At 72.8% G+C, this 11276-nt stretch carries 16 protein-coding genes; 9 read left to right on the forward strand and 7 right to left on the reverse strand.

From position 1 onward, the window contains the following. From QL987_RS16065 to QL987_RS16095, 7 genes are all read left to right on the forward strand, one after another. The coding region (locus QL987_RS16065) for a phosphopantothenoylcysteine decarboxylase (protein ID WP_290158630.1) at positions 1-778 on the forward strand (778 nt) is incomplete at its 5' end. A gap of 71 nt (positions 779-849) precedes the next feature. After that, complete coding sequence (locus tag QL987_RS16070) at positions 850-1251, forward strand: hypothetical protein (RefSeq protein ID WP_221850225.1); 402 nt, start codon at positions 850-852, stop codon at positions 1249-1251. Then, positions 1248-2072: a DUF2071 domain-containing protein gene (locus QL987_RS16075; protein WP_221850226.1), complete on the forward strand. Its 825-nt coding sequence runs from the start codon at positions 1248-1250 to the stop codon at positions 2070-2072. Before QL987_RS16070 ends, QL987_RS16075 begins: the two co-directional genes overlap by 4 nt. Beyond that, positions 2069-2536 (forward strand): DUF1810 domain-containing protein, encoded by a 468-nt coding sequence (locus tag QL987_RS16080; RefSeq protein WP_290158632.1) that lies wholly within the window; start codon positions 2069-2071, stop codon positions 2534-2536. The genes QL987_RS16075 and QL987_RS16080 overlap by 4 nt, the downstream gene beginning before the upstream one ends. A gap of 80 nt (positions 2537-2616) precedes the next feature. Beyond that, complete coding sequence (locus QL987_RS16085; RefSeq protein WP_290158633.1) at positions 2617-3267, forward strand: GntR family transcriptional regulator; 651 nt, start codon at positions 2617-2619, stop codon at positions 3265-3267. A 188-nt stretch (positions 3268-3455) separates the two neighbouring features. Beyond that, entirely contained in the window at positions 3456-3911 is a 456-nt protein-coding gene (locus QL987_RS16090) for a MarR family transcriptional regulator (protein WP_146248127.1), read from the forward strand. A 364-nt stretch (positions 3912-4275) separates the two neighbouring features. Next, positions 4276-5160, forward strand: a complete 885-nt coding sequence (locus QL987_RS16095; protein ID WP_181439223.1) for a phospholipase — start codon at positions 4276-4278, stop codon at positions 5158-5160. 22 nt (positions 5161-5182) lie between these two features. On the opposite strand, the gene QL987_RS16100 is transcribed toward QL987_RS16095, so the two are convergent. From QL987_RS16100 to QL987_RS16110, 3 genes are read right to left on the reverse strand one after another with little or no spacing between them, the layout of a single operon-like run. Next, positions 5183-5557: a hypothetical protein gene (locus QL987_RS16100; protein WP_290158635.1), complete on the reverse strand. Its 375-nt coding sequence runs from the start codon at positions 5555-5557 to the stop codon at positions 5183-5185. Further along, the gene (locus QL987_RS16105; RefSeq protein ID WP_290158637.1) at positions 5554-6264 is read right to left on the reverse strand and encodes a hypothetical protein; all 711 of its coding nucleotides are present in this window, start codon (positions 6262-6264) and stop codon (positions 5554-5556) included. The genes QL987_RS16100 and QL987_RS16105 overlap by 4 nt, the downstream gene beginning before the upstream one ends. Next, complete coding sequence (locus QL987_RS16110) at positions 6261-6827, reverse strand: RNA polymerase sigma factor (protein ID WP_290158638.1); 567 nt, start codon at positions 6825-6827, stop codon at positions 6261-6263. The genes QL987_RS16105 and QL987_RS16110 overlap by 4 nt, the downstream gene beginning before the upstream one ends. A 153-nt stretch (positions 6828-6980) precedes the next feature. Here QL987_RS16110 and QL987_RS16115 point away from each other — a divergent pair, with 153 nt between their 5' ends. Beyond that, entirely contained in the window at positions 6981-7616 is a 636-nt protein-coding gene (locus tag QL987_RS16115; RefSeq protein ID WP_290158639.1) for an MOSC domain-containing protein, read from the forward strand. A 43-nt stretch (positions 7617-7659) separates the two neighbouring features. Here QL987_RS16115 and QL987_RS16120 read toward each other — a convergent pair whose 3' ends face one another. Next, complete coding sequence (locus QL987_RS16120) at positions 7660-8043, reverse strand: MmcQ/YjbR family DNA-binding protein (RefSeq protein ID WP_221850233.1); 384 nt, start codon at positions 8041-8043, stop codon at positions 7660-7662. Between the two features lie 125 nt (positions 8044-8168). On the opposite strand from QL987_RS16120, the gene QL987_RS16125 reads away from it, so the two are divergent. Then, positions 8169-8468: an excalibur calcium-binding domain-containing protein gene (locus QL987_RS16125; RefSeq protein ID WP_221850234.1), complete on the forward strand. Its 300-nt coding sequence runs from the start codon at positions 8169-8171 to the stop codon at positions 8466-8468. Between the two features lie 27 nt (positions 8469-8495). Here QL987_RS16125 and epsC read toward each other — a convergent pair whose 3' ends face one another. The 3 genes from epsC to QL987_RS16140 all read right to left on the reverse strand — a co-directional run. Next, positions 8496-9080 carry a serine O-acetyltransferase EpsC gene (gene epsC / locus QL987_RS16130; RefSeq protein WP_290158640.1) on the reverse strand — a complete coding sequence of 195 codons (585 nt, stop codon included), beginning with the start codon at positions 9078-9080 and terminating at the stop codon, positions 8496-8498. Then, positions 9077-10015: a cysteine synthase A gene (cysK, locus tag QL987_RS16135; protein WP_290158641.1), complete on the reverse strand. Its 939-nt coding sequence runs from the start codon at positions 10013-10015 to the stop codon at positions 9077-9079. The genes epsC and cysK overlap by 4 nt, the downstream gene beginning before the upstream one ends. A gap of 190 nt (positions 10016-10205) precedes the next feature. Continuing rightward, positions 10206-11276, reverse strand: a 1071-nt coding sequence (locus QL987_RS16140; protein WP_356842250.1) for a dipeptidase, incomplete at its 5' end; no start/stop codon positions are given.

An 11276-nucleotide genomic window follows, 5' to 3' on the forward strand; every position in this document is an offset into this window, starting at 1 on the left:
GACGGACGGGCCCGGCGGTCCCGCCGATCCCCCCAGCCCGGCGGCCACCCCGTACTCGGCCACCCAGCACTCGGCCACCCCGCACTCCGCCGCCCGCGGCGAGCAGGGCGACCTGGCCGGCGTCCGCGTCGTCGTCAGCGCCGGCGGCACCCGCGAGCCCCTCGACCCGGTCCGCTTCGTCGGCAACCGGTCGAGCGGTCGCCAGGGTGTGGCGCTCGCCGCCGAGGCCGCCCGCCGTGGTGCCGACGTCACCCTCGTGGCGGCGAACACCGACCCCGGCCTCACCGAGGGGCTGACGGTCCGCGTCGTCCGGGTCGGGTCCGCACAGGAGCTGGCGACCGCCATGCACGCGGCAGCGCCGGACGCCGACGTCCTGGTGATGACCGCAGCGGTCGCCGACTACCGCCCCGCCGAGGTGCTCGAGTCGAAGCTCAAGAAGGAGCAGCAGGGCGACCGGATGACGCTCGAGCTGGTGAAGAACCCCGATGTCCTGGCCGAACTCGTCGCCGCACGCCGGGTCGGCCAGGTCATCGTGGGGTTCGCGGCGGAGACCGAACCCGACCGCGAGTCACGCCTGGAACTCGGACGCGCCAAGATCGCCCGGAAGCCGGCCGACCTGCTCGTGGTGAACCACGTCGGCTGGTCGCACGGGTTCGAGCGCGAGGAGAACGCCATCGAGGTGCTCGTCCCCGGCGGCACGGTCGTCCGCGAGACCTCGGGCACGAAGGCCGAGATCGCGGCGGCGGTGCTCGACCTGGTCGCGACCGCGCTGGCCTGAACGCCCTCGGACCAGGTCGCACCTGGGCCGCACCTGGGCGTCGACCGGGTCCGGTCGGGCACGATGGGGCGATGCGACGCCGTACCCAACGCGCACGACGTGCCAGGAGGACCGCCGCTGTCCTCGCAGTCCTCCTCGGTGGTGCCGGGGTGACCCACTTCCTCCGGCCCGAGCACTACGACCGGATCGTCCCGGACACCCTGCCGCCCCGGACGACGACCCTCGTCTCCGGTCTCGCCGAACTCGGCATCGCCGTCGGCCTCCTCGTCCCCGCCACCCGGCGACGCGCCGGCTGGGCGGCGGTCGCCCTGTTCCTGGCGGTGTTCCCGGCCAACGTGAAGATGGCGAGCGACGTGCTCGACGGCACACGGGCCTCCCGGGCGGCACGCCTGGTCGCGGTCCTCCGGTTGCCGCTGCAGGCACCGCTGGTCGCGTGGTCGCTGCGCGTCGCCCGCCACGCTCCACGGCGATGACCGACGACGGGCGACCGCCAGCCGGACTCGGCTCCGGCGACGACGACCCGCGCACCCGCGCTGCGGTCGCCCTCCGACACCGGCCGGTGACGGTCCACGCGTGGGACGACATCGTCTTCGCGCACTGGCGGTACGAGCCCGAGGCGCTGGCCCGCCTGGTCCCGCGTGGGACCCGGCCGGACGTCGTCGACGGCAGCGCCTGGGTCGGCCTGGTCTCGTACGTCTTCCGGGAGACACAGGTACCGCCGTTCCCGCCGTCGACCCGGTTGGGGTCGATGACCGAGGTCACGGTCGAGGTCCTCACCGTCGACGACGTCGGCCGGCGCGGCATCGCGTACCTGACCGTCGACACCCCGAACGTGCCCGCGATCGTCGCCGCGCACGCCCTGCTCGGCGTGCCGTACACGTTCGCGTGGGCGCGGTCCCGCCGCCGTGGCGAGACCGTCAGCCACCGGTCGGTCCGCCACCCGGACCGGGTCCGGCACCCGATCCGCGCGGTCCGGCAGGCCCGTCGGACGGGAGGCACGACCGGCCCCCGCCACGCCGCCTCGGTCCGTGTCGTGGCCGGTGCGGTCGACCGGTCCCCGCTGGCCGCGGAGCTCACGACCCGCGCCGGGATCCACGCACGACTGCTCGCGCAGACGCTGTTCTGGCAGCGGCAGCACGCGCCGCTGACCGTCCGCTCGGCCACCCTGGAGCGCCTGGAGGGCGACCTGCCCGCCGCGGTGGGCCTGCCCGGGTTGTTCGACCGGCAGCCGGACTCGCTGCTCGTGGTCGACGGCACCACGGTCCGGTACGCGTGGGGGGACGTGGTCCGGTGAGCGAGGCGACCGGTCGCCGGTCCGGACGGGACCCGTCCGGAGGCGATCCGTTCGACCTCGACCGTTTCGTCGTCGCGCAGGCCGGCGTCCACGAACGGGCACTGACCGAGCTCGCCGGCGGGCAGAAGCGCTCGCACTGGATGTGGTTCGTGCTGCCACAGGTCGCCGGGCTCGGGCGGAGTGCGACGGCGCAGCGGTACGCGGTGTCCGGTCTGGACGAGGCCCGGGCGTACCTCGCGCACCCCGTGCTCGGACCGCGGCTGCTCGAGGTCGTGGCGACCGTGCTCGACGCTCCGGCCGGCTCTGCCGAGGCGCTGTTCGGCCGGATCGACGCGGTCAAGGCACGGTCCTCGATGACGCTCTTCGCCCGGGCGTCCGACGACCCGACACCGTTCACGGCCGTGCTCGACCGCTGGTTCGACGGCGACGAGGACCCGGAGACGCTGCGCCTGCTCGGGATCTGAGCACGTGTCACGGAGGCGACCGTCCGGTACCACATCAGGTACGGTGAGCGAGCACCCGTCCCGAACCCCGGAAGGTCCCCATGCCGGTCCCCAGCAGCGCCCCGACCGAGCACAAGCTGCTCCGCGACACCGTCCGTCAGAAGATCCACGAGGCGATCATGGACGGCACCCTCGAGCCTGGGGAGCGCCTCAACGACGACGAGCTCATCGCCTGGCTCGGCGTCTCCCGTACGCCGATCCGCGAGGCGCTGAGCCAGCTCGCACGCGCCGGACTGATCGAGATGGCACCGAACCGGTACACGCGGGTCACCACCCCGGACCCGGACGAGGTGATCGAGGCGATGCAGACCCTCGGCGTGCTGTTCGGCGGGGTCGTCCGCCTGGCGGTCCCCCGACTCGGCACGGCATCGCGCAAGCGGATCCTCAGCGCACTCGACAAGACCATCACCGAGCTCGAGGCGCACGACGTCCCGGCGGTGAACCGTGACGCCCTCGGGGTGTTCGCCCTGTACGTCGACGAGTGCGGCAACGAGAACCTGCAGCGGGTGTGCCAGGACACCATGGACGGCCTGGCCTTCCGACTGCGCTTGCCGAACCTGGACGAGCTGCTCGACTGGGACCAGATGACCGAGGACTTCCGACGGCTCCGGGCAGCCACGGCGGACGGCGACAACATCACCGCCGAGCTCGCGACGGAAGCCATCCACATGCTCCCCGGGGAGAAGCGCTGACCGCTGGTTCCGAAATGTCCTGAACATCCGTACAGGAAGCCGCCCGCGACGCTCGTGCGCCGCGGGCGGTCCGCGTTCCGGGGACAGGACGCCCGCCGAGGCGGGGTCCGCCGTGTCCCCCGTTCGACGTGCATTCCGTGACCGCTACGATCGTGCACACCCACCCGATCCCCACCCGCGGAGCGACCATGACCGACCTCGACCCGGACCGCACCGAGGTCGCCGCCCGCCTCGCCGCGGCCGTCGGCCGGATCAACCGACGGGCGCGCACCGACTCCGCCTCGCTCGGCTACGGGATCGTCTCGGCACTGGCGTCCATCGTGCAGCACGGACCCCTGCGCCCCGGCGACCTGTCGCGGATCGAGGTCGTCACGAAGCCCACGATGACGCGCATCCTCATCGAGCTCGAGCAGCGCGGGTTCATCGCCCGTGACCCCGACCCGCGGGACGGCCGGGCCTTCATGGTGAGTGCGACCCAGGCGGGCATGGACGCCGTCGACACCGCACGGTCGCAGCGCACCGGCATCGTCGCCGAGCTCATCGCCGAGCTGTCCCCCGATGACGTCGACTCGATCGCCCGGGCACTCGACGCCCTCGAGCGGGTCGCCCAGAGTCCGACGACCCCGGCGGCACCGACGCACTGATCGTCGCCGGCTCGTTACCGAACCGTTACCGGCCGGTGGACCGACCGTTCTGGCAGCGGTCGCTGACGTGGCGCCCAGCATCACGGGTCATCGTTGCCGCTTCGCCCCCGCGAGTGACGACACCGTCACCGCACCGCGGCGGAACGGACGGGCCCCACATCACCGTCCGGTCCTCCCCCGGCTCGCGGGTCCACGCGACGACGCGACGACTGCAGGTCCCCCACCCTGCTGTCCATCCCGGTGTCCCGGCCGTTCCCCCGACGGCCCACGGACACCGGTGACCGGCGTGCGCACCACCCGTGTGCACGCCGTGCGTCGACGCCCCGACGGACCCGCACCACGAGCCGACTGACACCCGGAAACGATGACGAGAACCACTCCCCGCACCAGCACCCCGGCTCCCGGCACCCGCCGCGCAGCCCTCGACACCCCCTCCCGCCGGATGCGCCGGGCCCTCCGCAAGCACGGCGTCATGATCGCCGGCAGCGCCGCGGTCGTCGCGATCGCCGGCGGTGCCCTCACCATGACGCAGCCCGCACTCGGCGAGGCGCTCGGCGTCCCCACCGCCAGCGCGACGCCCCGCCTGTCCGGCACGGACCTCGACCGGGCCCAGGCGGCCGCCACGATCTCGACGGCCCGCACCGTCGTCCGTGACGCGAACGACAAGACCGACACCGGGCGGCTCGAGCAGCGGATCGCCTCGCTGTCCGACTACTCCTCGCTGTCCGGAGCCGCGCTGACCGAGCGGATCGCTTCGACGGTCGACACCGTGCAGGACGTCGCCCAGGCGAGCGCCGACCAGGACCACGCCGACGCCCAGGCAGCCGCAGCCCGCGAGGCCGCTGCGAAGCGAGCCGCGGACGCCGCAGCGGCCGCGAAGGCCGCCGCCGAGAAGGCCGCGGCCGAGCAGGCAGCCGCCGAGGCCCAGGCGCGGGCGAACACCCCCGCCGGCGCCAAGACCGCAGCCGCGGCACTGGCGTCGTCACAGTACGGCTGGGGCTCCGACCAGTTCCAGTGCCTCGACAGCCTGTGGACCAAGGAGTCCGGCTGGAACTACCGGGCCGTCAACCCGAACGGCGGCGCGACCGGCATCCCGCAGGCGCTCCCCGGCTCGAAGATGGCGTCGATCGCCGCGGACTGGCAGACCAACGCCGCCACGCAGGTCGCCTGGGGTCTGCAGTACATCAAGGGCTCGTACGGCACGCCGTGCAGCGCGTGGTCGCACTCGCAGGCGGTCAACTGGTATTGAGCGGTCCGGTGGCCGGCTCCGCTCAGCCGATGCGCGCGACGCGGACGTCGATGCGCGTCGGCTGCCGACCCGCTGATCGCGCCGCCGCCAGGACCGCGTCGTGCACCGCGTGCGCGACCGTCGGTGCCGGTGCGGCTCCGTCCGTGCCGATGACGATCCGGAGCGTGGTGCCGTCGACGGCGATGCGAGGCGCGGCCTCCGACGACCCGATCCGTCGGACCGCGGCGACCGCACTGCCGACGGCGTTGCCGACCGAGGTCCGCCCGCGGTAGAGGTCGGTGACGCCCGGCACGTCGAGGACGACCGCCTCGACGGCGAGCAGGGCCTCGTCGGTCCAGGGGAGGTCCGGCTCCGGCTCCGGCTGGACGGGCTCGGCGCCCGGGATGTCGTCGGTCATCGTGCTGCCTCCTCGTCGGCGTCCGTGCCGGTGCTCGCAGTGCCGTCCGCGGTCGCGATCCGGTCCGCGGTCGCGGTGCCGTCCGCGGTCGCGACGCGGTCCGCGGTCGTGGGGGCGATGAGGTCCCGCACGAGCACGTCCACGGCCTCCACCGTCAGGTCCGTCTGGGTCGCCAGCATGTCCTCGACCGCCCGACGCACGGACTCGGCCGTCGGCACGATCCGGTGTCCGGCGACGACGGCGATCTCGACGCTCACCCGGACCGGCGATGCCAGCTCGGTGACGTCGCCGTCCAGGACGCAGCGGGACACCACGACGCCGGGCACCTCGTCGCCAGCACGACGCACCAGCGACCGGACGGCACCCTCGGTCATCACCGGGTGCTCGGTCGGTGCCGCGGCGCGCAGCGGGATGTCCCGGCCAGCGCGGACCTCGAGCGAGATGTTCGCCAGGACCCCGCCGATCCAGGACTCGTCGGCCGGCGCCTCGGCCTTCGCGGCCTCGTCGAGGGACCCGAGCGATGCGCTCCGCAGCCGCACGATCGCGGCGAGGGCGTTCTGGCACGCCGGGGAGTCGTCGATCGTGGGATCCGCGGGCACCATGCCGGCGTCGAGGTAGTCGGAGAGCTCGTCGATCGTGTGCCCGTCGAGGTCCTCGGGTTCGAGGGCCGCGAGGTCGGGCTCGTGCGGTCCGGGTGCGGCGGTCATCGCCATCCCTCCATGAGTCTGATCATGTTCTTCCTGGCGCGGGACAGCAGTCCGCGGACGGTCGAGGTCGGCAGGCCGAGCTCCTCGGCGATGTCCTCGTACCGGTACTCCAGCACTTCCTTCATCACCCAGCAGCGCCGTTGGTCCGGCGGCAGTTCGGCCAGTGCCCGGTCGACGGCGTCCTCGCGGGACCGTGCCTCGGCGACCCGTTCGGGTGCGCCGTCGGGCGGTGCCGCGATCTCGAGTTCGGTGACGTCGTCGTGGTCGCGCCGCGCCCGGATGCGGTCCAGGCACTTGCGGCTGAGGATGCGCATCAACCAGGCCTTCACCCGCCGCCGGTCCTCGAGCACGTCGAGACGGTCCCAGGCGGTGATGAAGGTCTCCTGCACCACGTCGTCGAGTTCGTCGGTCGATCCGAGCGTCCGTCGGGCGTAGGCGCGGAGCAGCGGCGTGTGCCGGCGGATGAGCACCTCGAACGCACGGACGTCGCCGTCGGTGGCACGGGCGGCGAGCACCTCGTCGTCGAGGTCGACGAGTTCCGTCCGGTGTTGCTGCGGTTGCACGGTTTCCTTCTACTGGTGACGGGGTCGAACTGCCCGCGTGTCGACTGCGGACACGGATGGGACGTCCTCAGGGCCAGGATCGTCACACGGTGCCGCGATCATCCAGCCGACTGCCAGGTGCGCGCCGGGTCCGCGGTACGGCAGGGTGGACCCATGCCCCTCGTCACCGCCGTCTGCCGCGTCGAACAGCTGCTCCGGGACTCCGGCACGATCGGCATCACCGCCATCGACAAGCGTCCGGTCGACGGCCCGGTCCGGGTCCGGCCCCTCGGACTGCACGCCGACGTCCAGGCGGACCGCAAGCACCACGGCGGCGAGGACCAGGCCGTCTACGTGTACGCCGACGAGGACGCCGCGTTCTTCGCCGAGCAGCTGGACCGGCCGATCCCGCCGGGACTGTTCGGCGAGAACCTCCGGACGACCGGTGTCGACGTCACCGGCCTGGTCATCGGCGAGCGTCTGCGCCTCGGCGACACCCTGCAGCTCGAGGTCACCATCCCGCGCATCCCGTGTGGCACGTTCGCGCGCCGGATGAAGGTCGCCAAGTGGGTCAGGCGGTTCGCCGAGGAGGGCCGTCCCGGCGCCTACCTCCGGGTCCGCAAGTCCGGTTCCGTCGCCGCGGGCGATGCCGTGACGGTGCTCGAGCGGCCCGAGCACGGGGTCACGATCGGGCAGATGTTCGCCGGGCTCACCGCGGAGCAGGCGACCGCCGTGCTCGCGATGGGCGACCGGCTCGCGCCGAAGGTCGTCCGGGAGGCCCAGCTCGCCCTCCGGCGCGCAGCCGTCTGACCACAGGTGGTCGCCCGGGCCCGTCGTCAGGCCGGGCCCATCGTCAGGCCGGGCCGGTGCCCCGGCCCGGGTCGAACGGCCGCCGCGCTCGGGGCAGACCGGCGACCACGAGGTCCCAGGCGTTCGCGACGAGGTCCTCCACCATCTGCTCGTCGATCCCCTCGCCCGGTGCGATCGTGATCCAGTGCCGCTTGTTCATGTGCCAGCCCGGGGTGACCTCGGGGTGGTCCCGCACCAACGCGGCGCCGTGCGGTGGGGCGCACTTGAGGTTGACGATCGGCACCCCGCGCAGTTCCGTGGTCATCGCGAACATCTTGTCGACGACCTTGTAGACGTCGGTGCCCTCGCCGAACGGCTGCGTCTCGGTGACGGCCGGCAGCGCCATCGCGGTGCGCGCGACGACCAGCTGCAGGGTGGTCCCGTCCATGCCACCAGGATGCCCGATGCCGCCCGTCCCTGCCTCGTTGTGGGGGTGAAGTTCTCTCACGGATTGGCAGTACCCTCGTCCTGCCGCGTACCCGACGTCGGCGACCACCCCTCCAGGAGGAACCCGTGAAGACCGCTCGCACCCTCGGCATCGCCGCCGTCACGCTCGCACTGACCATCGGCGGCGTCGCCGGCACCGCGACCAGCGCCTCCGCGGCGCCGAAGACCTACGCCAACTGCACCGCCGTCAACAAGGTGTACTCGGGCGGCATCGCGAAGAAGTCCGTCACGAAGAACAAGGTGACCTCCGCCGGGAAGACCACGTACCGCGCGCTGAAGGGCACCGTCAAGAAGGACGACGCGCTCTACAACGCGAACAAGAAGATGGACCGCGACGCCGACGGGATCGCCTGCGAGAAGAGCTGACCGGAGGCTGCGGCAGCACGCTCCGCCTCAGAGTTCCGGGACGCCCTCGCGCCCGGAGCGCGGACGTGCGGTGCCGGCGATCCCGGTCACGACCGAGTTCGCCGGCACGTCCTTCGTGACGACGGTGCCCGCACCGATGACGGCGTCGTCGCCGACCGTGATGCCGCCGATCAGCGCCGAGCCGGCGCCCAGGACGACCCGGTCACCCACCGTCGGGTGACGCTTGGAACCCGGCCCCGGGCCTCCGCCCCGACCCCCCAGGGTCACGCCGTGGAACACGAGGACGTCGTCACCGACGACCGCGGTCTCACCGATCACGACACCGATGCCGTGGTCGATGAAGAACCGGCGGCCGATGCGGGCGCCGGGGTGGATCTCGATGCCGGTCAGGCTCCGGGCGACCTGCGCCAGGATCCGCGCCACGGTCCGCGAACCGGGCAGACCCTCGGCGATCCAGAGCCGGTGGGTGACCCGGTACGCCCAGATCGCGTGCAGCCCCGAGTAGACGACCGCGTTCTCGAGGTCCCCGCGCGCAGCGGGGTCTCCGCGGCGTGCGGCGGCGAGGTCCTCCCGGACGGTCCGCAGCACACCGCGACGAGGAGCCGTCGTCACGCAGTGAGCCCCTCGTAGAGCACGGTCGACAGGTAGCGCTCGCCGGTGTCGCAGACGATCGCGACGATGCGCTTGCCGGCGTTCTCCGGACGGGCCGCGACCTGCAGCGCCGCGTGGATGATCGCACCGGAGGAGATGCCGGACAGGATGCCCTCCTCGGTCGCCAGCGCCCGGGCGACCCGCAGCGCGTCGTCGAGCTCGACGTCGATGACCTCGTCGATGACGGAACGGTCGAGGACCTCGGGAATGAAGTTCGCCCCCATGCCCTGGATCTTGTGCGGCCCCGCCGTGCCCTTGGTCAGCAGCGGCGAGTCGGCGGGCTCGACCGCGATGATCTGCACGCCGGGCACCCGCTCCTTGAGGACCTGACCGACGCCCGTGATGGTGCCGCCGGTGCCGACGCCGGCGACGAACACGTCGACGTGCTCCTCGGTGTCGCGGAGGATCTCCTGCGCGGTCGTCTTCCGGTGGATCGCAGCGTTCGCGGCGGTCTCGAACTGGTGCGCCAGGATCGCGCCCGGCGTCTCGTCCACGATCTGGCCGGCACGGGCGACGGCGCCCTTCATGCCCTCGGAGCCCGGGGTCAGGACGATCTCAGCCCCGTACGCGCGGATCACGGCACGGCGCTCGACGCTCATCGTCTCGGGCATCGTGACGACGACCCGGTAGCCGCGGGCTGCGCCGACCATGGCGAGCGCGATGCCGGTGTTGCCGGACGATCCCTCGACGATGGTGCCGCCGGGCTTCAGGTCACCGGACTCCTCGGCCGCGTCGATGATCGCGACGCCGAGGCGGTCCTTGACACTGGCACCCGGGTTGTAGAACTCGAGCTTGGCGAGGATCTCAGCCCCACCCTCCTGGGGCAGTCGGTTCAGCCGCACGAGCGGGGTGTTGCCGAAGGCCTGGGAGATGTTGTCGTAGATGGTGCCGGTCATCCGTTGCGTCCTCACGTCGGTCCCACGGCCTCCATCCCAGGAGGCTCGGTGTGCGGCCCGATCCTAGCGAGCCGACCCGGGGTGCCTCCCTGGTGTGACGTGTGTGGTCCGGGACGACGAGGCACCAGTTCGGGGGTCGGGGTCTGTGCGTGTGTGCGTGGGTGGGTGCGTGCGTGGGTGCTTGTGTGCGTCAGCGGACGAGCGCGGTGCGGGCGAACCGGTCGTCGGTCGCCTCGAGCACGCGGAGCACGTTGCCGCCCGCCAGCGCGCGCAGGTCGGCGTCGCCCCAGCCGCGGCGACGGAGTTCCTCGGCCAGGACCGGGTACCGCGAGACGTCGCGCAGGTCCGGCGGCAGCACCGGTGTGCCGTCGTAGTCCCCACCGAGACCGAGGTGCGCCGCACCCGCGAGGTCGCGGGCGTGCTCGACGTGGTCCGCGACGTCGGACACCGTGACGAGGGGCGGTTCCCCGGTCGCGCCGGCCTCTTCCCAGTCGGCCCAGGCACGCGAGACGAACTTCGGCACGAAGGTGATCATCACCACGCCGCCGTTGTCGGTGAGGCGCGCGAGCACGTCGTCCGGGACGTTCCGCGGGTGGTCGTCGATCGCGACGGTCGACGAGTGGCTGAACACGACCGGCCGGGTGGCGACGTCGAGGGTGTCCCGCATCGTGGCGGGCGCCGTGTGCGACAGGTCGACGAGCATCCCGATGCGTTCCATCTCGGCGACGACCTGGCGTCCGCGGTCGGTCAGTCCGCCGTGGGCACGGGCACCGGTGGCCGAGTCCGCCCAGGGGGTGTCGTCGTTGTGCGTCAGCGTCATGTAGCGGACGCCCAGGCGCGCGAAGGCGCGGAGGACGGCCAGGTCGTCGCCGATCGAGTGGCCGCCCTCGGCGCCGAGCAGCGAGGCGATCCGGCCGGAGGCGATCGCAGCCCGTACCTCGGAGGCCGTCCGCGCGAGCGCCAGGTCGTCCGGGTAGCGCTCGACCAGACGATGGACGAGGTCGATCTGCTGCAGTGTCGTCCGCACCGGGTCGGGCTCGTCGACCGGCACGAACACAGACCAGAACTGCCCGACCACCCCGCCGGCACGGAGCTTCGGCAGGTCGGTGTGCAGGGAGTCGGTCTCGGAGTCGACGCCCTCGACGCCGGACCCGTGTGTCTCGCGACGCTCCCACGGCAGGTCGTTGTGGCCGTCGATGACGGGGAAGGCGAGCGCGTCGAGGTCCATGCCCCGACCGTACCGGGCGGGGCCGTGCCGAGC

Source organism: Curtobacterium sp. APC 4022 (assembly GCF_030407555.1).
Lineage (GTDB): Bacteria > Actinomycetota > Actinomycetes > Actinomycetales > Microbacteriaceae > Curtobacterium.

Coding starts and splice junctions, on each gene's coding strand:
- QL987_RS16095 (WP_181439223.1), top strand. CDS start 4,276: ATGACGAGAACCACTCCCCGCACCAGCACCCCGGCTCCCGGCACCCGC.
- QL987_RS16115 (WP_290158639.1), top strand. CDS start 6,981: ATGCCCCTCGTCACCGCCGTCTGCCGCGTCGAACAGCTGCTCCGGGAC.
- cysK (WP_290158641.1), bottom strand. CDS start 10,015: ATGACCGGCACCATCTACGACAACATCTCCCAGGCCTTCGGCAACACC.
- QL987_RS16070 (WP_221850225.1), top strand. CDS start 850: ATGCGACGCCGTACCCAACGCGCACGACGTGCCAGGAGGACCGCCGCT.
- QL987_RS16090 (WP_146248127.1), top strand. CDS start 3,456: ATGACCGACCTCGACCCGGACCGCACCGAGGTCGCCGCCCGCCTCGCC.
- QL987_RS16085 (WP_290158633.1), top strand. CDS start 2,617: ATGCCGGTCCCCAGCAGCGCCCCGACCGAGCACAAGCTGCTCCGCGAC.
- QL987_RS16120 (WP_221850233.1), bottom strand. CDS start 8,043: ATGGACGGGACCACCCTGCAGCTGGTCGTCGCGCGCACCGCGATGGCG.
- QL987_RS16075 (WP_221850226.1), top strand. CDS start 1,248: ATGACCGACGACGGGCGACCGCCAGCCGGACTCGGCTCCGGCGACGAC.
- QL987_RS16105 (WP_290158637.1), bottom strand. CDS start 6,264: ATGACCGCCGCACCCGGACCGCACGAGCCCGACCTCGCGGCCCTCGAA.
- QL987_RS16100 (WP_290158635.1), bottom strand. CDS start 5,557: ATGACCGACGACATCCCGGGCGCCGAGCCCGTCCAGCCGGAGCCGGAG.